General features: G+C 64.8%; 21 protein-coding genes. 9 read left to right on the forward strand and 12 right to left on the reverse strand.

From position 1 onward, the window contains the following. Positions 1 to 50: 50 nt before the first annotated feature. Positions 51 to 671 carry a winged helix DNA-binding protein gene (locus tag ACLGL5_RS01900; RefSeq protein ID WP_081295882.1) on the forward strand — a complete coding sequence of 207 codons (621 nt, stop codon included), beginning with the start codon at positions 51 to 53 and terminating at the stop codon, positions 669 to 671. 6 nt (positions 672 to 677) lie between these two features. Here ACLGL5_RS01900 and ACLGL5_RS01905 read toward each other — a convergent pair whose 3' ends face one another. Then, positions 678 to 1,586, reverse strand: coding sequence for a DMT family transporter (locus ACLGL5_RS01905; RefSeq protein WP_069090217.1), 909 nt, complete (start codon positions 1,584 to 1,586; stop codon positions 678 to 680). 117 nt (positions 1,587 to 1,703) lie between these two features. Here ACLGL5_RS01905 and ACLGL5_RS01910 point away from each other — a divergent pair, with 117 nt between their 5' ends. Continuing rightward, positions 1,704 to 2,189: a MarR family winged helix-turn-helix transcriptional regulator gene (locus ACLGL5_RS01910; RefSeq protein ID WP_038649901.1), complete on the forward strand. Its 486-nt coding sequence runs from the start codon at positions 1,704 to 1,706 to the stop codon at positions 2,187 to 2,189. Between the two features lie 4 nt (positions 2,190 to 2,193). Here the strand turns inward: ACLGL5_RS01910 and ACLGL5_RS01915 are convergent, their stop codons facing one another. From ACLGL5_RS01915 to ACLGL5_RS01930, 4 genes are read right to left on the reverse strand one after another with little or no spacing between them, the layout of a single operon-like run. Further along, complete coding sequence (locus ACLGL5_RS01915) at positions 2,194 to 2,619, reverse strand: DUF1178 family protein (protein ID WP_032931815.1); 426 nt, start codon at positions 2,617 to 2,619, stop codon at positions 2,194 to 2,196. After that, complete coding sequence (locus ACLGL5_RS01920; RefSeq protein WP_083246892.1) at positions 2,616 to 3,482, reverse strand: carbon-nitrogen hydrolase family protein; 867 nt, start codon at positions 3,480 to 3,482, stop codon at positions 2,616 to 2,618. The genes ACLGL5_RS01915 and ACLGL5_RS01920 overlap by 4 nt, the downstream gene beginning before the upstream one ends. Before the next feature lie 10 nt (positions 3,483 to 3,492). Further along, positions 3,493 to 3,762, reverse strand: a complete 270-nt coding sequence (gene grxC, locus ACLGL5_RS01925; protein WP_038649905.1) for a glutaredoxin 3 — start codon at positions 3,760 to 3,762, stop codon at positions 3,493 to 3,495. Between the two features lie 25 nt (positions 3,763 to 3,787). After that, positions 3,788 to 4,588 carry a ComF family protein gene (locus ACLGL5_RS01930; RefSeq protein ID WP_019861360.1) on the reverse strand — a complete coding sequence of 267 codons (801 nt, stop codon included), beginning with the start codon at positions 4,586 to 4,588 and terminating at the stop codon, positions 3,788 to 3,790. A 65-nt stretch (positions 4,589 to 4,653) separates the two neighbouring features. Here ACLGL5_RS01930 and ACLGL5_RS01935 point away from each other — a divergent pair, with 65 nt between their 5' ends. Then, positions 4,654 to 5,526, forward strand: coding sequence for a methyltransferase domain-containing protein (locus tag ACLGL5_RS01935; RefSeq protein WP_069090219.1), 873 nt, complete (start codon positions 4,654 to 4,656; stop codon positions 5,524 to 5,526). Between the two features lie 24 nt (positions 5,527 to 5,550). On the opposite strand, the gene ACLGL5_RS01940 is transcribed toward ACLGL5_RS01935, so the two are convergent. The 5 genes from ACLGL5_RS01940 to argJ all read right to left on the reverse strand — a co-directional run bounded on the left by ACLGL5_RS01940 (position 5,551) and on the right by argJ (position 8,809). Then, positions 5,551 to 5,730: a Flp family type IVb pilin gene (locus ACLGL5_RS01940; RefSeq protein ID WP_069090220.1), complete on the reverse strand. Its 180-nt coding sequence runs from the start codon at positions 5,728 to 5,730 to the stop codon at positions 5,551 to 5,553. Positions 5,731 to 5,838: 108 nt separating this feature from the next. Next, positions 5,839 to 6,156, reverse strand: a complete 318-nt coding sequence (locus ACLGL5_RS01945) for a hypothetical protein (RefSeq protein WP_038649910.1) — start codon at positions 6,154 to 6,156, stop codon at positions 5,839 to 5,841. Positions 6,157 to 6,354: 198 nt separating this feature from the next. Continuing rightward, a complete protein-coding gene (mutT, locus tag ACLGL5_RS01950; RefSeq protein ID WP_038649912.1) occupies positions 6,355 to 6,777 on the reverse strand; it encodes an 8-oxo-dGTP diphosphatase MutT in 423 nt (140 codons plus the stop codon). A gap of 8 nt (positions 6,778 to 6,785) precedes the next feature. After that, positions 6,786 to 7,538: a GNAT family N-acetyltransferase gene (locus ACLGL5_RS01955; protein ID WP_494372855.1), complete on the reverse strand. Its 753-nt coding sequence runs from the start codon at positions 7,536 to 7,538 to the stop codon at positions 6,786 to 6,788. A gap of 29 nt (positions 7,539 to 7,567) precedes the next feature. Next, entirely contained in the window at positions 7,568 to 8,809 is a 1,242-nt protein-coding gene (gene argJ / locus ACLGL5_RS01960) for a bifunctional glutamate N-acetyltransferase/amino-acid acetyltransferase ArgJ (RefSeq protein ID WP_019861364.1), read from the reverse strand. Positions 8,810 to 8,976: 167 nt separating this feature from the next. Between argJ and ACLGL5_RS01965 the strand changes: the two genes are divergently transcribed. Further along, positions 8,977 to 10,206 (forward strand): caspase family protein, encoded by a 1,230-nt coding sequence (locus tag ACLGL5_RS01965; protein WP_069093191.1) that lies wholly within the window; start codon positions 8,977 to 8,979, stop codon positions 10,204 to 10,206. Between the two features lie 20 nt (positions 10,207 to 10,226). On the opposite strand, the gene ACLGL5_RS01970 is transcribed toward ACLGL5_RS01965, so the two are convergent. Next, complete coding sequence (locus ACLGL5_RS01970; protein ID WP_069090221.1) at positions 10,227 to 11,444, reverse strand: MFS transporter; 1,218 nt, start codon at positions 11,442 to 11,444, stop codon at positions 10,227 to 10,229. A gap of 263 nt (positions 11,445 to 11,707) precedes the next feature. On the opposite strand from ACLGL5_RS01970, the gene ACLGL5_RS01975 reads away from it, so the two are divergent. After that, the gene (locus ACLGL5_RS01975) at positions 11,708 to 12,307 is read left to right on the forward strand and encodes a TetR/AcrR family transcriptional regulator (RefSeq protein ID WP_027047427.1); all 600 of its coding nucleotides are present in this window, start codon (positions 11,708 to 11,710) and stop codon (positions 12,305 to 12,307) included. A gap of 67 nt (positions 12,308 to 12,374) precedes the next feature. On the opposite strand, the gene ACLGL5_RS01980 is transcribed toward ACLGL5_RS01975, so the two are convergent. Continuing rightward, complete coding sequence (locus ACLGL5_RS01980) at positions 12,375 to 13,286, reverse strand: peptidylprolyl isomerase (RefSeq protein ID WP_019861368.1); 912 nt, start codon at positions 13,284 to 13,286, stop codon at positions 12,375 to 12,377. A 262-nt stretch (positions 13,287 to 13,548) separates the two neighbouring features. Here ACLGL5_RS01980 and secA point away from each other — a divergent pair, with 262 nt between their 5' ends. The 4 genes from secA (at position 13,549) to ACLGL5_RS02000 (ending at position 20,025) form a co-directional block, all read left to right on the forward strand. Further along, on the forward strand, positions 13,549 to 16,281 hold the full coding sequence (secA, locus tag ACLGL5_RS01985; protein WP_494372856.1) for a preprotein translocase subunit SecA: 2,733 nt from the start codon (positions 13,549 to 13,551) through the stop codon (positions 16,279 to 16,281). 118 nt (positions 16,282 to 16,399) lie between these two features. Continuing rightward, positions 16,400 to 17,800 carry a lipopolysaccharide biosynthesis protein gene (locus tag ACLGL5_RS01990; protein WP_038649916.1) on the forward strand — a complete coding sequence of 467 codons (1,401 nt, stop codon included), beginning with the start codon at positions 16,400 to 16,402 and terminating at the stop codon, positions 17,798 to 17,800. Beyond that, the gene (locus ACLGL5_RS01995; RefSeq protein WP_069090223.1) at positions 17,800 to 19,080 is read left to right on the forward strand and encodes a GNAT family N-acetyltransferase; all 1,281 of its coding nucleotides are present in this window, start codon (positions 17,800 to 17,802) and stop codon (positions 19,078 to 19,080) included. Before ACLGL5_RS01990 ends, ACLGL5_RS01995 begins: the two co-directional genes overlap by 1 nt. Positions 19,081 to 19,170: 90 nt before the next feature. After that, complete coding sequence (locus ACLGL5_RS02000; protein ID WP_245306973.1) at positions 19,171 to 20,025, forward strand: creatininase family protein; 855 nt, start codon at positions 19,171 to 19,173, stop codon at positions 20,023 to 20,025. Positions 20,026 to 20,115: the final 90 nt, after the last annotated feature.

The raw sequence follows: 20,115 nt of genomic DNA on the forward strand, positions 1-20,115 counted from the left end.
ATAGAAAGTCTATCATAAATTCATGTGGACGCAATCACCGGGATCAGCGCATGCTGATGGCAGGGGACAGGCAGATGAACGAACGGCGCAAATCTTTGGAAACACAGGCCGAGTTGCTGGATCGCGGCTGGCATCTGGCGCGCACGCCGCTGGAGATCGACGTCACCGAAGTCGAATACGCGCTGATGCGCTCCTACGAGGCATTCGGCCATTGGCAGGCTGAATGCCTCGCCACGGTGATCGAGTTTTCCGCCAGCGGACCCGAGAACGCACTGCTCCACATCATCCGCATGAACGACCGCCCGAAAAGCGTGCGCGATCTTGCCCAGATGACCAACCGCGACGACATCCCCAACATCCAGTACAGCCTGCGCAAACTGCTGAAGGGCGGTTTGATCACCCGCACCGGCAGCGGCAGGTCAGGCGTCACCTACGAAGTGACGCCGCTCGGGCATCGCGTGACCGAGCGCTATGCCGACATCCGCTCCGTCCTGCTTATCGACGCCGTGACGCGCATTCCCGAAATGGCCGACAAGCTCGAAGACGTCGCGCGTACGCTCGAGCTGATGACCGGCATCTACGAACAGGCGGCGCGGGCCGCCGCCACGCACCGCCGCCGGCATCCAAGGCCGGAGCCCGGCGGCGACGCCGACGGCGGCGGAAAACTTTGACGACGTTTACGCAGGCTGCGGCTTCGCGACGGCCTGGCTCTGCGCCTTCGTGGTGATGAAGACGCCGGCGGTGATGATGGCGGCGCCGGCCCAGGTCAGCAGCTGATAGTGCTCGCCAAGGAAGATCGTGCCGGCAAGCAGCCCAACCGCGGCCGCCACATAGCCGATCTGGCTGAGATAGACCGGGCCGCCGACCGCCTGCAGCCGGAAGAAGAAGGCAAACATCGCTGACGCCGACGCAACCTGCGCGATGACGACCAGCGGAACGCCGCCGAGCGGCGCGAAGGCCTTGATGCCGAACAGAGCGAGAATGCCGGCGAGCAGCAGCGTCGCCGCCGCCAGATGGCTGCCGACGGCAAGCTCGATCGGGCCGGTGCCTTCCGGCCAGTCGACGGTGCGGTAGATATTGCCGGCTGCAAGGCTGACCGGGATCAGCAGCCCCACCACCACCCAGAACATATCGGCCGGCTGGCCGGCCTCGCCGCGCGTCGCCGCGACCATCACGGCGCCGACGAAACCGACGGCGATGCCTGATATGCCCAGCATGTTCGGGCGCCGAACGCGCAGCAGGATCGAGAACACCAGCGTGACGACGGGCGACAACGTGAACATGATGCCGGTATAGCCGGCGCCCAGATGCGGTATGGCCGAGAACATCAAGAGATTGGGGAGGGCATAGGACACTGCCGCCGTGACGAAGAAATAGCGCAGTTTGTGCGCGGTGAGCCGGATACGCTGGCCGCGCAGCAAAAGCACGCACAAAAGCACGCCGCCGGCGCCGAGCGAGATGACGAAGGCCCAGACCATGGCCGGCACGCCGGCCGCCGTGGCGAGCTTGCCGAAGGGCAGTGTCAGGCCGAGCAGGCCGCCGGTGACGACCAGCAGGCCGAGCGCCGAATCCCAGAGAAATTTCATCGGATGGTCCCGTCACTCAATCGTGAAATTTGGCACTTGCGGCGCTTGGCCGGTGCTGTACCTTGAGATAAGATAACACAAAGATTCTTAACATCAAGATATTTAACGGTGAGGCAGATGGATCGCGCGGCAAAGGCGATCGAACAGTGGAAACGGGAGCGGCCGGACCTTGATGTCTCGCCGATGGGCGTGCTCGGGCGATTGAACGAAGCCTCGTCGTTGATCGCGCGTGATCGCCTGGCGCCGCTGTTTGCCCGTTTCGGGTTGCAAGCCGGCGAGTTCGACGTGCTGGCAACGCTGCGCCGCTCAGGCTCACCTTACGCACTGACGCCGACAGATCTCTATGAAGCGACCATGGTGACATCCGGGGCCATGACCAATAGGCTCGACCGGTTGGAAAAAGCCGGATTGATCCTGCGCGGCCCGCACCCCAACGACCGGCGCGGCATCGTCGTGCAGCTTACCGAGAAGGGTCTCGCCTTGATCGACGAGGCCCTGACCGCTCATGTCGCCAACGAGCACGAGATTCTTGCGGGCCTGACGCCGGCGGAACGGGAAACGCTCTCGCACCTGCTTGAGAAATTGATAGGCAGCGTGAGCTGAACGTTCAGTTGCGGTCGTCGGGAAACACCGGGATCGGCATGAAATCGACGCCATCCTCGGCCAGCCCCTTGGCCTCTTCCAACGTCGCCTCGCCATAGATGCCGCGCGGGTCGGTCTCGCCGAAATGGATTTTTCGCGCTTCCTCGGCGAACTTGTCGCCGACATAGTCGGCATTCTCGCGCACCTTCTCGGCCATCGCCTTGAGTTGCGCCAGGGCCTGCTTCTGCGCCTCGCCCATGGCGAGCGCTATGGTCTCCTGCTTGCGGGCCGTGGAAACGGCGGGCGCCATCAGGGCCTTCTCTACCTTGTGCGAGCCGCAGCTCGGGCAATCGACAAAGCCGCGCTTCTTCTGGGTGTCGAAATCGTCATTGCTGCGGAACCAGCCCTCGAACTCGTGCTCGTTTTCGCAGATCAGGGAAAAGCGGATCAAGAGGCAGCACCCCTGAGACGCGGCGCGTCCACCGCGCCGGCATTGATGGTGAAATCCCGCGCATTCTTCAAATTGGGGATCTTCTTGCGCGCCGCAAGCGACTGCGCCGGGTCGATCTCGGCGACGATCACCGCAGGCTCGTCATGCGCGGCTTCGGCGATGATGCGGCCCCACGGGTCGACGATCAGCGAATGGCCATAGGTTTCGCGGCCGTCCTCATGCAGGCCGCCTTGTGCGGCGGCGACGACAAAGGCGCCGTTCTCGATGGCACGGGCCCTGAGCAGCACATGCCAGTGCGCCTCGCCGGTCTGTCGGGTGAAGGCGGCGGGCACGGTCAAAACATCGGCGCCGGCCAGCGCCTCCGTGCGGAACAGCTGCGGGAAACGCAGGTCGTAGCAGACCGCAAAACCAAGCTTGGCGCCCGCAACCTCGGTCACTACGGCTTCGGTGCCGGGTTCGTAGGCGGCGGATTCGCGCCAGCTTTCGCCATTGTCGAGATCGACGTCGAACATGTGGATCTTGTCATAGGTGGCGAGCGTCGCGCCGTCCGGACCAAACAACAGCGCCCGGTTGGCGAGCTTGCCGTCGGGGCGCAGGATGGCGGTGGAGCCGATATGCAGGAAGACGCCGAGTTCGCGCGCCAATCCACGTGCGGTCGCAACGATGATGTCCCTGTCTTCGGAGGTGAAGGAGGCGGCACGCGCCTCCTTGTCGCGGATCAGCGCCCCGGTCATTTCCGGCGTCTGGATATAGGTCGCGCCCTGCCCGACCGCTTCACGCACCAGCCGTTCGAGATCGACCGCATTGCGCTCGGGGCTTTCGCCGGAACGCATCTGGACCGCCGCAGCCTTGAAAACACCCATCATCATACCCTCAAATCGTCGCGCCGTTGGCGAGCAGCCTGTCCAGCCGGCCTTCGGCCTCCAGCTCGTGGAGGTCGTCGCAGCCGCCGACATGCGTGTTGCCGATGAAAATCTGCGGAAAGGTCGTGCGGCCGTGCGCGCGCGAGATCATCTCCTGGCGCAATTCCGGCGAAAACGAAGCGTCATGCTCGGTATAGGCGACGCCCTTGCGCTCCAGCAGCCGCTTGGCCGCCGTGCAGTAGCCGCACATCATACGCGTATAGATCGTGACATCGACCATGATGAATTCCGCTTTCGTTGCCGACTTATATAGTCACGGACTCGTCCGCCCGGAAGTCCCCCGGCAACACGCGCGCGAAGGTCAGCACGTCAACGGTGGCGGCACCGCCCCTTTTCAGCGCCTTGGTGGCCGCGCGCACGGTGGCGCCCGTGGTGTAGACGTCATCGATCAGAAGCACCCTGCGGCCGGCGATCTGGATCTCCGCCTCGGCCGGCACGCGGAAAGCGGCCCGCACATTCTCCTCGCGCTCCTGCCGCTCGAGCCCGACCTGCTGGCGAGTGAGTTTCACCCGCCGCATGGCGGAAGGCGCAAAAGACAGGCCGCTGAGCTCGCAGACCGCGCGCGCCAGTTCCGCCGACTGGTTGAAGCGCCGCCGGAAGAAACGCCGCCAGTGCAGCGGCACCGGCACCACCACATCGGCTTCCGCGATGAGATCGGCGCCGGCGCGCACCATCCAGCGCGCCATCCAAGGTGCCAGATCGGTGCGATCCTGGTATTTCAGCCCTTGCACCATCTGGCGGGCGACGCCGGAATAGGCGACGGCTGCCCGCGCCCGCTCGAAGGGCGGCGGATCGGCGATCGCCTCGGCCGACAGAAAACCCTCGCCCATATGGTGGGTGAACGGCGTGCCCATAACCGGGCACCAGGGCCGTTCCAAGAGCCGCAGCTTCGGCCAGCAGGCGCCGCACAGCACGCCCGGCTGCGAGACATGCCGGCGGCAGCCGGCACAGACCGGCGGAAACAGGATGCGCGCCGGCCAGCCGAAGGCCGATCGGGCGAGGTTCCTGATCCCGATGGACTTGATCTCTGGCGTCGGATCGGCCACGTGGTTGGTTCTCCGCACCGAGTGTACCAAGTATATCAGGGCGTGGACAAACAAGGATCCACCCGTTGCAGCCTATTATGGATACCTCTTTGTGGCTGGCGCACAAGCGGCGCGCGCTAAGCCATCCGGTCGACGGTGCCGATTTCCTGATGAACCGCGCCGCCGAGGACCTTGCCGACCGGCTGGGCGCCGTCGAGCGCCGGTTCGGCAAGGCGGCGGTGCTGTTCTGCCAGACGTCGGCCGCAGCCGATGTGCTCGCCGCGAGCGGCAAGGTGGCGGATATCGTCCGCGTCGAGACGGACACGGTTTTCCTGACGGGTGCCGCCGGCATGGTCGCACCACTGGAAACCGTGCCCTTCGAACCGGCAAGCCTCGATCTGGCGGTGTCGCTTCTGTCGCTGCAGGCGATGAACGACATTCCCGGCATGCTGATCCAGATCCGCCGCGCGCTTCGGCCGGACGGGCTCTTTCTCGGCGCCTTCGCCGGCGCCGGCACGCTCGGCGAGCTGCGTGAGAGCCTGCTTGCGGCCGAGACCGAGCTTTACGGCGGCGCCAGCCCCCGCGTCATCCCCTTCACCGACGTGCGCGACGCCGGTGCGCTGCTGCAGCGCGCCGGTCTTGCCCTGCCGGTCGCCGATGTCGAGACCGTGACGGTGCGCTATGCCAATCTGTTTGCCTTGATGGCCGATCTGCGCGCCATGGGCGAAACCAGCGCCCTCACCGATCGCAGCCGGCGGCCGGGCACACGCAGACTGTTTGCGCGTGCCGCGGAAATCTATGCCGAGCGGTTTTCCGACGCCGACGGCCGGATCCGGGCAAGTTTCTCGATGGTCTGGATGTCCGGCTGGGCGCCCGATGCATCGCAGCAGAAACCGCTGAAGCCGGGTTCAGCCAAAGTCTCGCTGAAGACGATACTGGAGGCTCCCGACGGGCAATGACCGGGTCAGCCGCGGACAGCCCGATCAGGGTGCGAACGCGTTCGCGAGCCGGCTGCTATTGTCGCTGAACAGCCAGGTGATCGAGTTGAACACCTGACTGATGCCGGCGACGATGGTCAGCGACAACACAGCTATGATCAAGCCATATTCGACCGCCGTGGCGCCGGTTTCGTCTTTCAGAAAATGCAGCAGCACTGGTTTCATCACCTCGATCCCCTCGCCAAGGACCTTACCGCCGACCTGTTAAGAAAGGTTAACGGCAAAGCCTTAACAGGCGGTGAAACCGCCACCCTCTTGCAAATTCCAACCATGTCAGCAGTCGCCGCTGGTTCTGCCATCGGAGCCGATGATGCAGACCGAACCGGGCTGCGCCTGCAACACGCTGCGGCGCACCGTATAGGTGGTTCGATGGCTGATCGAGCCGGTGGCCGTCATGTCGAGACCACCGGGAAAATCATCGCGCGCCGATTGCGAGCGCGTCTGGCTGTCGAGGAAAGGGGTCGCGATCAGCGCCAGCGCCACCGCGGCCGAGCCGAACAGCAGTGTCACGCGCAGGATGCCCATGCCCGCATCTGCGGCACGAAAGCCGCGGTCGGGCCGGATCGAATCCCAATCCCTGTCCAGGCTCATCCTATCGCTCCCCAGCCAATCCGCGACGCGGCCGCGACGACACGGCCATGCATCAATTTTTCATGATGAGATAAATCTTCTATTAACGCTGGCTGATATGGGCCGTGGCCGCTCCTCAGAGCAATTCCAGGAAAAATGTGAAGCGGCTTTCCCGGGACGCGGAGCGCTTTCCCTTGGGAATTGCGTCAAAACAAATCCTCAGAGCAGATCGATCAGGAACGGAATCAGCGGCGCGTCGGCCGGCGGCATCGGATAGTCACGCATCTCTCTTGGCCGCACCCATTTCAGCGCCTGCCCTTCCCGGGGCTGGGCGATGCCACGGAAGCGGCGGCAGACAAACAGCGGCATCAACAGATGGAAGTCGTCATAGGAATGGCTGGCGAAGGTAAGCGGCGCCAGGCACGGGATTTCGGTCTCGATGCCGATCTCCTCATGCAATTCGCGGATGATGCATTGTTCCGGCGTCTCGCCGGGCTCGACCTTGCCGCCGGGAAATTCCCACAGGCCAGCAAGCTGCTTGCCCTCGGGCCGCTGCGCAAGCAGCACGCGGCCGTCGGTATCGACCAGCGCGCAGGCCGCGACCAGGAGCAGGCGCTTGCCGGTATTGGCCGGATCATTCATGCCCGACGTCACTCATGCCCGGGCGGCCGGCGATAATGGTAGCGATAGACTTCCTCGAAGCCGAGCGACCGATAGAGCGCCAGCGCCGGCACATTGCCGGCCTCGACCTGCAGCCAGGCCTCCCGCGCGCCGCGCAGCCGCGCCCATTTCAGCGCCGACCGGATCAGGTTGCGGCCATGGCCCTTGTTGCGCGCCGCCTTGTCGGTGGCGACTTCGAACAGGCCGGCGAGATCGCCGTCATGCACGCAAATCAGGGTCGCCAGCGCCTCTGCCCCATCTTCCAGTGCGAACAGCCCGGCCTCTGGCTGGATGGCGCCGATGATCTCCGACAGGCCGGGCCGCAGCGAAACATCCGATCCGCTGACCTTGAGCGACGCGCCGATGAAGCGGCTGATGTCCTTGAGCGGAATCTGGTCCATGGCGGCATCGAGCTGGGCGTCGGCCAGCGGCAGCCGCATGACCAGCGATTCGTCGAATTGGCTCCAGCCCTCCTTGTCGAGATGGCCGGCAAGATCGGGACCCGACAGCGGCGACATGCGGAACGTCAGCGGCCTTCCATAGGCGTCGAAACGGCGGCTGGCGCGGCCGATGCGGTCGGCTATGTGCTGGATGTCGCCGGGATCGAGCGGGTTGACCGAATTCAGCCGCTTGGCCGGATGGCCGGCGGTGAGCCGCACCACCCAGGTGCCGTCATAGTGGACGGCGGCCGCCGGCCAGGCGCGAAAGCCGGCCGCCTCGTAGCGGCGCACGATCGCAAGCATGCTTGCCGGATGCCTGGAAGCCAAAACCGTCAGCTCCGATAATCGCCGTTGATGGTGACATATTCCTTGGTGAGGTCGCAGGTCCACACCGTCGCCTTGCCGCGGCCGATGCCGATATCGGCGCGGATGCGGATATCGTCACGCTTCATGTAGGCCGAGGTCTTTTCTTCCGAATAGGCCGGATCGCGCTCGCCTTCATGCGCCAGCCGGTTGTCGCCGAACCAGATCGACAGCCGGTCGCGGTCGGCGGGTTCGCCGGCCTTGCCGACGGCCATGACCACACGGCCCCAATTGGCGTCCTCGCCGGCGACCGCCGTCTTGACCAGCGGCGAATTGGCGATCGACAGCGCGATGCGCTTGGCCGAGCGGGCCGATTTCGCGCCGGTGACGGTGACTTCGACCTGCTTGCGGGCGCCCTCGCCGTCGCGCACCACCTGCAGCGCCAGCGACTTCAGCACCTTGCCGAGCGCCCGGCGGAACTGGCCGAGCCGGGCATCTCTGGGGTCGGTGATCTCGGGCGCGCCGCGCTTGGCGGCCTTGCCGGTGGCGAAGATCAGCAGCGTGTCGCTGGTCGAGGTGTCGCTGTCGACGGTCACCGCGTTGAAGGTCTTGGCCGTGCCGCGCGACAGCAGATCCTGCAGCACGGGGGCCGCGATCGGCGCATCGGTGGCGATGAAGGACAGCATCGTCGCCATGTCGGGGGCGATCATGCCGGCGCCCTTGGAGATGCCGTTGATGGTGACATCGGTATCGCCAAGCTTGACCGTCTGCGTCGCCACTTTCGGATAGGTGTCCGTGGTCATGATGGCCTTCGCCGCCTCGGTCCACAGGTCGGGCTTGCCATCGCTGACCAGCCCGGCGAGCAGATGGCTGAACTTGGTCGTGTCGAGCGGCTCGCCGATGACGCCGGTCGAGGCCAGGAAGACCTCGCCTGCCGTGCAGCCGGCAGCCTTGGCCGCCGCCTCGCCGGTCAGCGCGGTGGATTCGCGGCCCTTCTTGCCGGTGAAGGCGTTGGCATTGCCGGAATTGACGACCAGCACCCGCGCCTTGCCGGCGGCAAGGTTCTGACGGCAGAAATCGACCGGCGCCGAGGGGCATTTCGACCTGGTGAACACGCCGGCGACCGCGGTGCCGGCATCGAACACCATGGCCAGCAGGTCGGTTCGGTTCTTGTACTTTATCCCCGCTTCGGCGGTGGCGATGCGCACCCCTTCAATGACAGGCATCTTGGGGTACTTCTTCGGCGCGAGCGGCGAAATCGTCGTGGACATGGGGACCTCGGGCGGGAAAATCGCAAGGGAAGGCCGGTTTGCCCGATACGGCGCGCGGGCGCAAGGGCGTTTTCGCCGCGCCTGCCGGGGCGGCGGACCACGCTGGATTAAGCCTGCATTTCAAATCTGTTGGCGTCGCCGGGGCCTGTGGCGCTATGATTGCGCCCATGGGCAGGCTTGCGATCCTGGCATGGGCATTTCTGGGACTATTGCTGCTGAGCGCCGACGCTGAGCCGGCGCGGCGCGTAGCGCTTGTCATCGGCAACGGCACCTATGCCGAGGCCGGCACGCTGGCCAATCCGGTCAACGACGCCCTCGACATCGCCGACAAGCTGCGCTCCATCGGTTTCGAGGTCATCGAAGGCAACGACCTCGGCAAGCGCGAGCTCGAACGCAGCATCGGCGAATTCTCCGATGCGCTCGAAGGTGCGGGCGTCGGGCTCTTCTACTATGCCGGCCACGGCCTGCAGGTCGACGGGCGCAACTACATCGTGCCGGTCGATGCCAGGCTCGACATGCCGGTGAAACTGCAGCTCGAAGCCGTGCCGATCGACGAAGTCCTCGACATCATGGAACAGCAGACCAAGGTCAGCCTGGTGTTTCTCGATGCCTGCCGTAACAACCCGTTCGCCCGCAGCCTCAGCCGCACCGCCACCACGCGCTCGGCGACGGCGCTCGCCGGCTTGGCGCAGTTCGATTCGACGCGCGGCTCCTTCATTGCCTTCTCGACGGCGCCGGGCGCCGTCGCCATGGACGGCACCGGGCGCAACTCGCCCTTTGCATCAGCCCTTATGCGGCACATTGGCGAGCCCGGCCAGAGCATCAACGACATGATGATCGCGGTGCGCCGCGACGTCGTTTCGCAAACTCGCGAAGGCCAGCGCCCCTGGGAGCAGGGCTCGCTGCTCGAACGCTTCGAATTCGTCCCGGGTGAAGGGCCTGCCCCGAAGCCGGCGGCGGAGCCGGCACCGGCCCCGGCCCCTCAGGTCGCGGCGCTGGAGCGTTCCGTGGGCGACGACAAGGCTTCGATCGAACAATTCCTGCGCCGGAACTATCTGACACCGGACACCAGGACGATGGCCGAAACGGTCAAGCGGATCTACGGCGCGTCGGCCACCATTTTCGGCACACGCTACGACGCCGATGCCATCGTCAAGGTGAAGACCGACTGGTTCGCGCAATGGACTTCGTGGTCGCTCGGGCTGGAACCAGGCAGCCTGGAGATCACGCCGCATGGCGAGGACCGCACTGAGGCCACCTTTGCCATGCACTACGACTATGTGCCGAAGGACAAGTCGGCGGCACGGCTGACCGGCAAGGCGCGCGTTACGCTCGGGCTGGTCAAGGCCGAAGAGGGATGGCGCATCGAATCCGAAACCTCGCAGGCGATGCAATGACGCGCTAACCGGGCGCGAATTCACGCCCTTTGGCGCGACATGAATTCGGTGGCGAAACAGAGCAGTGCCGCAACCGGCAGCACCAGGCCGATCCAGGACACCAGTGGCCAGCCGCCTTGGGCATACGCCCAACCGCCGACGCCCGAGCCGACTGCGCCGGCGATAAAGAACGTCGCCATGTAGAGCCCGTTCAGGCGGCTGCGATGCGCGGCGCCGAGCGCGAACAGATCCCGATAGCCGAGCACAAGGTTGGTCTGCACGCCGAAGTCGAGCACGATAGCGGCGGCGACCAGCAGCGCCAACGAAAGTGTCGAGCCGCTGGGAGCGATATGGGTTACAAGAAACGCAACGGCGACGCACAGCATGGCAAAGGCTGTCGCCGGGCGGCTCCAGCCGCGGTCGGCGACCCTTCCGGCGAGCGGCGCGGCGATTGCACCGGCGACGCCGGCCAAAGCGAACAGGCCGATGCCGCGCTGCGTCAAGCCGAAATCGGGTCCGGCCAGCAGCAGCGGCGTCGTCGTCCAGAACAGGCTGAAGGCTGCGAACAGGAAGGCCTGATAGAGAGCCCGCCGCCGCAGCACCGGCGTCGAGCGCGCAATATGCACCATGGACGCCAAAAGCGCACCGTAGCTCAGACGCGCCGTCGGCATGCGTCTGGGCAGCGCGAACCGCAGCACCACGGTCAGCACGATCATGACAATGCAAGAGGTGAAGTAAACCACATGCCAGGACGACAGCGCGGTGATGAAGGAGGAAAACGGCCGTGACAGCATTATACCCAGCAACAACCCCACTGAGACATTGCCGACCACGCGGCCACGCCTGGCTTCCGGCGCGAGGTGCGCCGCATAGGGGATAAGGGTCTGCACAGCGACCGAGCCAAGACCGACAAACAGCATTGCGGCCAGAAAAGCCGCCGGCTGCGTTGATATCGCCGCACCCAGCAAGGCAAGCGTCGCAACGACGAGTATGCCAAGCACGAGCTTGCGGTTCTCGACGAGGTCGCCAAGCGGCACGATGAACAGCAGGCCCACCCCGTAGCCGATCTGCGCCATCGTAACGATCAGGCCCGCCGCATGCGGCGGCAGGCCAAGTTCAGCGCCGATCGGGCCAATCAATGGCTGCGCGTAGTAGATATTGGCGACAATCAGCCCGCAGGCGGCAGCCAGCAAGAAGGTCATCCAACTCGAAATTGTCGTCTCGGCGGGTGCGGTGCCGGATGCGATAATGGTCGTCATGGGCGATGTCCATCGGAACGAAACGTTTCGTTGAATAGAACGAACCGTTCCGTTTCGTCAAGCGATGATGTATGAGCATCTCTTGGCATCAGCGTATTTTGCGGCCAAATGGCTTCATTTGGCGTCCGCACGAACGCTGCAAGGAAAACGAAGGCTTTGCTCCGGATGGCAGGCATCCGGCTGGCAAAAATACGGGGCGAGGCAACAGTTGCCGGCGGGTTGTCGTTTCGGCCGGCACGCAACCGCTTCAGGAGGAACGGCTCATGGGCGAAATCGCCGATCCGGCACGCAAATCGATTGGTGCCAGGCGCAATCCCGACAGCGCCGAAGCCATTCTGGAGGCCGCCGAAGCCGTGCTGATCGAGGCCGGCTATGCCGGCTTCTCGATCGAGGCGGTGGCGCGGCGCGCCCGTGCCGGCAAGCCGACCATCTATCGCTGGTGGCCGAGCAAGGCGGCACTGCTGCTCGAGGTCTACCAGCGCCAGAAGCGCGTCGACATTCCTGATACGGGAAGCCTGGAGGAGGATCTCGTCGGCTTCCTGATCAATCTATTCACGCACTGGCTCGAGACATCGTCGGGCAGTGTTTTCAAGTCGCTGATCGCCGAGGCGCAGTCGGATGAAACCGCGGCGACGGCCCTGGCCGGCTATGCCGGAGCGCGCCGCACCCATACCGGCCAGATCATCGAACGCGCCAAGGCGCGGGGCGAGATCGCCGGCGATATCGATGCGGGTGTCGTTGCCGATCTCATCGCTTCCTACGCCTGGCGGCATCTCCTGACCAACCGGCTCGACGAGCCCGAGGCGACGATACGCAAGATGATCCGCTATCTCCTGCAAGGCATAGCGGCATCAGGCAGATAGCGGCGGCCAACAAAAAGGGGCGCGGCAACCCTTGGCTGCCGCGCCCCTTTGAAGAAATCGTTCAGGCTTACTTGCCGGCTTCCATCGTATCGACGGCCTGCTTCAGCTTGGCGTCGGGGATCTCGACCTTGGCGCCGGCGCGCAGCGACTTGACCAGCGCGAAATACTTGTCGCGGATGACCGCCTGCTTGGCCTGGTCTTTGACGTCGTCGAAGGCCGGCGGCTGCTTGGCGCGCTTGTCCTCGAGCTTGATGACATGCCAGCCGAACTGCGTCTGCACCGGCTCCTTGGTGTATTTGCCGACATCGAGCGCGAAGGCCGCCTTGTCGAACTCCGGCACCATCTGGCCAGGCCCGAACCAGCCGAGATCGCCGCCATTGGACTTGCCCGAGGGATCGCTGGTGTGCTCGTTGGCGAGCTTCTGGAAATCGCCGCCGCCGTCGAGCTGCTTGATGATCGCCTCGGCCTCTTCCTTGGTCTTCACGAGGATGTGACGGGCATGCACCTCGTTGACCGGCGGCGTGTTGGCGATTTCCTGGTCGTAGCGGGCGCGGATCTCGGCGTCGGTGACCTTGTCGACGACGCCTTTCTCGACCATCTCGCCATGCAGCGCGCGCTGCTGCAGGAAGGCCATGCGGCGCTGGAAGTCGGGATCCTTGTCGAGGCCGTCGGTAACGGCCTTGGCGGCCATGACGCGGATCTCGATGGCGGCCGAAAGGGCAGCCGCGCGGCGCTGTTCGGGCGGCAACTGCGCGAATTGCTGCGACAGCTCGCCTTCGGCAAGCACTAGGTCGGCTTCGGTCAGGGGCTGGCCGTTGACCGTTGCGACAACGGCATTCGGGTCGACCGGCGCCGCAGCGGGTGCGGCCGGGGCAGCAGGAGCGGCCTCCTGCGCCATGACGGGCGACAGGCAAAGAGCCGACAGGCCGAAGGCCAAGCCAAGGCTGGCGAGCGACGCACGGCGGAACAACAAGGGCATAAGGATGACTCCGGTGAAGGATTGTAAGGAGGGGTGGCTTCCAGATCAGCCAGATTGTGGCGGAATTTGGCACGACCGGCAGGGCCAGCGCGGCGTTGACATCAGTTGAGCCCCCTCTTATCTGTCCAACGACTTTGCGTCCAGAACCGTTTTCCGGGCGCTTTTTGTGTTTGCCCGTATTCAGGCGGTGCGATCACGCGGATTTGATGGGGCCGGCCGGCGCCCGTCTCAAGATTGAGAATTCTATCGAAAGGACCATTGGATGGTCAGTCTCGGCGGTCTCGCCCGTAAGGTTTTCGGTTCCTCCAACGACCGTCGGGTCAAATCGACCCGGCCCCGTGTCGAGGCGATCAACGCCATGGAAAACGAGATGCGAGCGCTCTCCGACGCCGAACTCGCGGGGCGTACGCAAAAATTCCGCCAGGACATCGCCAATGGCGCCAGCCTTGACGACCTTCTGGTCCCGGCCTTCGCCACCGCGCGCGAGGCGGCACGCCGCGTGCTCGGCATGCGCCCCTTCGACGTCCAGCTGATCGGCGGCATGGTGCTGCACAATGGCGGCATCGCCGAGATGCGCACCGGCGAGGGCAAGACCCTGGTCGCGACACTGCCGGTCTACCTCAACGCGCTCGCCGGCAACGGCGTCCATGTCGTCACCGTCAACGACTATCTCGCCACCCGCGACTCCGAATGGATGGGCCGCGTCTACAAATTCCTCGGCCTATCGGTCGGCGTCATCGTCCATGGCCTGTCCGACGAGGAGCGCCGCGTCGCCTACGCGTCCGACGTCACCTACGCCACCAACAACGAGCTCGGCTTCGACTATCTGCGCGACAACATGAAGTACGAGCGCGCCCAGATGGTGCAGCGCGGCCACAATTACGCGATCGTCGACGAAGTCGATTCCATCCTGGTCGACGAGGCGCGCACGCCGCTGATCATTTCCGGTCCGCTCGAGGACCGCTCGGAAATGTACAACACCATCGACACCTTCATCATCCAGCTGCAGCCGCAGGATTATGAAATCGACGAGAAGCAGAAGACCTCGATCTTCACCGAGGAAGGCACCGAGAAGCTGGAGAACCTGCTGCGCGATGCCGGCCTGCTGAAGGGCGAGTCGCTCTATGACGTCGAGAACGTCGCCATCGTCCATCATGTCAACAACGCGCTGAAGGCGCACCGGCTGTTCCAGCGCGACAAGGACTACATCGTGCGCAACGGCGAGATCGTCATCATCGACGAGTTCACCGGCCGCATGATGCCCGGCCGCCGCTATTCGGAAGGCCTGCACCAGGCGCTGGAAGCCAAGGAGCATGTGGCGATCCAGCCGGAGAACCAGACGCTCGCCTCCGTCACCTTCCAGAACTATTTCCGCCTCTACAAGAAGCTGTCCGGCATGACCGGCACGGCGCTGACCGAGGCCGAGGAATTCGGCAACATCTACGGGCTCGAAGTCACCGAAATCCCGACCAATCTGCCGGTCATCCGCAAGGACGAGGACGACGAGGTCTACCGGACGGTCGAGGAGAAGTACAAGGCGATCGTCAAGGAGATCCGCGAAGCCAGCGCCAAGGGCCAGCCGACGCTGGTCGGCACCACCTCGATCGAGAAGTCCGAGCAGCTGGCGGACCGCCTGCGCAAGGAAGGTTTCAAGGATTTCGAGGTGCTGAACGCCCGCCACCACGAGCGCGAGGCGGCGATCGTCGCCCAGGCCGGCAAGCCCGGCGCCATCACCATCGCCACCAACATGGCCGGCCGCGGCACCGACATCAAACTCGGCGGCAACGCCGAAATGCGCATTGCCGACGAACTGGGCGACATGCCTGAGGGCCCGGAGCGCGAGGCGCGCGAAAAGGAAATCAACGCCGACGTCGAGCGCCTGAAGGAAAAGGCGCTGGCCGCCGGCGGCCTCTACGTGCTCGCCACCGAGCGCCATAAATCGCGCCGCATCGACAACCAGTTGCGCGGCCGTTCCGGCCGCCAGGGCGACCCCGGTCGTTCGAAATTCTTCCTGTCGCTGCAGGACGATTTGATGCGCATCTTCGGCTCCGAGCGCATGGACGGCATGCTGCAGAAGCTCGGCCTCAAGGAAGACGAGGCGATCATCCATCCCTGGATCAACAAGGCGCTGGAGAAGGCGCAGAAGAAGGTCGAGGCGCGCAACTTCGACATCCGCAAGAACCTGTTGAAATATGACGACGTCTCCAACGACCAGCGCAAGGTGGTGTTCGAACAACGCATCGAGCTGATGGACGGCGAAGGCCTGTCGGAAACCATTGCCGAGATGCGCGAGGGCGTCATCGACGAGATCGTCGCCAAGGCCATCCCCGAAAACGCCTATGCGGAGCAGTGGGATGTCGCCGGCCTCAAGGCCGAGGTCGCCGAATTCCTCAATCTCGACCTGCCGGTTGAGGACTGGGCCAAGGAAGAAGGCATCGCCGAGGACGACATCCGCGAGCGCATCACTGCCGCCGCCGATGCCGCCGCCAAGGAGCGCGCCGAGCGCTTCGGCCCCGAAGTGATGAACTATGTCGAGCGCTCAGTGGTGCTGCAGACGCTCGACCATCTGTGGCGCGAGCACATCGTCAATCTCGACCATCTGCGCTCGGTCGTCGGCTTCCGCGGCTACGCGCAGCGCGACCCGCTGCAGGAGTACAAGGGCGAGGCCTTCGAACTGTTCCAGGCGATGCTGGGCAATCTGCGCCAGGCCGTCACCGCGCAGCTGATGCGCGTCGAACTGGTCCGCCAGGCCGCCGAAGCCCCGCCCCCGGAAGCGCCCGACATGTTCGGCACGCATATTGACGGCACCACCGGCGAGAACGATTTCGAAGGCGGCGAGACAGCCCTCCTGGTGCGCCAGGAGCAGAGCGCCCTCGTCGCCCCCGAAGACCGCGACCCGAACAATCAGGCGACCTGGGGCAAGGTCGGCCGCAACGAAGCCTGCCCCTGCGGCTCCGGCAAGAAATACAAGCACTGCCACGGGGCCTTTGCTTAAGGACGCGCTCTTTCCTTCTCCCCGTGAACGGGGCGAAGGAAGCTCACCCAACCGTTTCTTAATGTGTCTCCGCTACACCAACGCCTGAAAAAGAGGCGGAAAACGGAGAGAGATCGGGGTGCGCTTTTCCGCGGCCACGACTGCCGGGCGGTTCTTGCCGCAGCGTTTGGCGCTGCGTGTCGGGCCGTTGCTTGGCCGCATCGACGCCGTGCTGTTCACCGCCGATGAGCGTGGCGAGGCCGGCCGCATGTCGGTCATCGCCTTCTCCATCCGCATCGTCAGCGCCGTCATCGCCTTCATCAGCCAGGTGCTGATGGCGCGCTGGATGGGCTCGTTCGAATACGGCATCTTCGTGCTGGTCTGGGTGACGATGGTCATCGTCGGCAACCTCGCCTGCCTCGGCTTCCACACCTCGGTCATCCGCTTCATCCCCGAATACCGCGAGCGCGGCCTGATGGATGAACTGCGCGGCATTGTCGTGGCCAGCCGGCTGTTCGTGCTGATCGCCTCCACCATCATCGCCGGGCTTGGCGCGCTCGGTGTCTGGCTGTCGGCGCCGTGGATCGAAAACTATTACGTGATCCCGTTCATCCTAGGCGTCATCTGCCTGCCGATGATCGCGCTGTCGGACCTGTTGCAGGGCCAGGCCAGGGCGAACAGCTGGGCGCTTTTCGCCCTGTCGCCGACCTATCTGATACGGCCGGTGCTGATCCTGCTATTCATGGCGCTGATGCTTCTTGCCGGCTACGCCGCCGATGCCAGGACGGCGATCTTCGCCTCGATCGCCGCCACCTATGTCACCACCCTCGCCCAGTTGATCGGCGTCACGCACCGCATGGAAAGGCAGATCCCGGCCGGACCGATGAAGGTGCATTTCGCGCAATGGTTCATCGTCTCGCTGCCGATCTTCCTGGTCGAAAGCTTCTTCTTCCTGCTCACCAATGCCGACGTGCTGATGGTCGGCGCCTATATGGATCCCAACGACGTCGCCGTCTATTTCGCCACGGTCAAGACGCTGGCGCTGGTGCATTTCGTCTATTTCGCCGTCAAGGCCGGTGTCGCCCAGCGCTATGCGCAGTTCACCCATGGCGAGCCGGCGAGGCTTGCCGCCTTTGCCCGCGAGACGGTGTCCTGGACCTTCTGGCCTTCGCTGCTGATGGCGCTGCTGGTGCTGGCGCTGGGCAAACCCATGCTGGTGCTGTTCGGCCCCGAATTCACGTCGGGCTATCCGCTGCTGTTCCTGCTCGTCTTCGGCGTCGTGGCGCGCGCCGCCGTCGGTCCTTGCGAAAGCCTGCTCACCATGAGCGGCAACCAGAACATCTGCGCCGCCGTCTATGCCATGACCCTGGCCTTCAACATCGGCCTCAACGTGGTGCTGATCCCGCATTTCGGCCTGTGGGGCGCGGCCATGGCCACCGCCTTCGCCATGATCTTCGAGGCCAGCGCGCTGTCTTTCACGGTCTGGCGCAAGCTTGGCATCGTCATGGCCATCTTCGTGCCTGCCAAAGGAGCCGCCTGATGGTCGCCATCCCGTTGCTCGAGGAAACCAGCGGCGGCACCGCCGGCGCCATGGTATCCGGCCTTGCCGGGCTGGCGCGCGATCCCGATCCCGCACATATCGAAATCCTCGCCAACAACCGGCCGGAGCGCAAGCTCGCCATCTACCCGGCGTCCGCCGGCTTCGACCTGGTCGAGGAACTGGATTATTTGTGCGCCCGCACGATCGAGCCGAACGTCTTCTTCAACCCGCGCTTCCTGGCGCCGGCCATGCCCCGGCTGGAGGATCGCGAGGTGCGCCTGGCGGTGATCCGCGACGGCGACGAATACCGCAACCGGCTGCGCCTGCTGGTGCCGATCTCGGTGGAACGCCCGGTGGTGCCGCTCGGCGTGCCGGTGATGCGCACCTGGTCGAGCCCGTTCGGTCCGCTCGGCACGCCGCTGATCGACCGCGACGATCCGGTCGGCGTCGTCGAGGATTTCTTCTCGATGCTGTCGCGCCCACACCTCAAGCTGCCGAAAGTCTTCGTGCTGCCCGACATCAGGCTGGATGGTCCCGTGGCGAGCCTGCTCGACACCGTGGCCGAGACGCGCGGCCTGACGCTGGTCACGACCGGCCAGACCCCGCGCCCCGTGCTGGAGAGCGAGCTCGACGGCGACGACTATCTGAAGGCTTCGCTGCGCCCGCACCATTATCGCGAGTTCCGCCGCCTGAAACGGCGCCTTGCCGACCTCGGCAGGCTGGAGCATGTGGTGGCGCGCGGCCCCGAGGAGATCCGCCACGCCATCGAGGGCTTCCTGACGCTGGAAGCCTCCGGGTGGAAGGGCCGCGAGCGCACCGCCATGGCGATCGACCGCTTCCGCGCCGCCTTTGCCCGCGAGGCGGTGCACCGGCTGGCCGAACAGGACATGTGCCGCATCCATTCGCTGACGCTCGACGGCCGCTCCATCGCTTGCCTGATCGTCTTCGTCGAGGCCGGCGTCGCCTATACCTGGAAGACGGCCTATGACGAGACGCTGGCCGCCTTTTCGCCCGGCACGCTGCTGATGATCGAGGTCACAAGGCAGCATCTCGACGATCCCAACATCATGATGACCGATTCCTGCGCGGTGCCGGATCATCCGGTGATGAGCCGGCTGTGGGCCGAGCGCAAGCCGATCGGCACGCTGGTGATCGGGCTGACGCCGGACGCCGACCGCCTGGCGCGGCAAGCCGCCTCGCAGCTGCATCTCTACCGCGAGACCCGCAACATGGCCCGCCTGCTGCGCAACCGCATGAAGAGCCTGTTGAGACGGCGGTAGCCCATGATCCCGAATCTTCGCGGCCGCCGGCGTCATGCCGAGACTTCCGCCCCCGGACTAATTGCAGGAAATCGGCGGACATCCGGTCCGGTGCAAAGCATCGCCCAGAGGCTGATCGCACGGCACGGTTTCACGCTCGCGGGCATCGTCGTCGGCCTTTGGTCTCTGTCGGGTCTTGCCTCGGCGGCCAACGCTGCCAATGCGTCGGTCTTCCTCGAAGACCAGACTTGGACCGAGCTGCGCGATCGGATCAGCGCTGGGACGACGACAATCATCGTCCCGATAGGCGGCACCGAACAAAGCGGTCCGGCCATGGCCTTGGGCAAGCACAATGTGCGGGTCAAGTTCCTGGCCGAGAAGATTGCCGGTCAACTCGGCAACGCCTTGGTCGCCCCCGTGATCTCCTATGTCCCGGAAGGGACCATCGACCCGCCGAGCGCCCATATGCGGTTTCCCGGAACGATTACCATCAGCAACAAGATTTTCGAGCAATTGCTCGAATCCGCGGCGCGCAGCTTCAAGCTGCACGGGTTCAAGACCATCGTGCTGATCGGCGACCATGGCGGCTATCAAGCCGACGAGCGCCATGTGGCCGATCGCCTGAATGCCGAATGGAGCAAAAGCCCGGTCCGGGTCTTTGCGGCGCTGCAATACTATCAGATCACCCAGGGCGCCTATGTCGACAAGCTCCTGTCGGCCGGCGCGAGGCAGTCCGAGATCGGAACGCATGCTGGATTGGCCGACACATCGCTGATGCTCGCCATCGACCCTTCCATGGTGCGCAAGGACCGCCTCGCGGCGGCTCCGAAGCTCGATGCCGGCGACGGCGTCTATGGCGGCGACCCCGCACGATCGTCGGCCGAGTTCGGTCAACTCGGCGTCGACCTGATCGTCAGCGGAACGACCGAGGCGATCCGCGAATTCGCAAGACAGCAGCCCAGATGATCAAGCCATTTCCACGGTTCACGAGCTCCCGCGCCCTGCTCGTTTTGCTGCTTGCCCTGTCGCCGGCATCGGCTTCAGCTGGTTCATGCC

It is taken from the genome of Mesorhizobium sp. U510 (genome assembly GCF_059180695.1).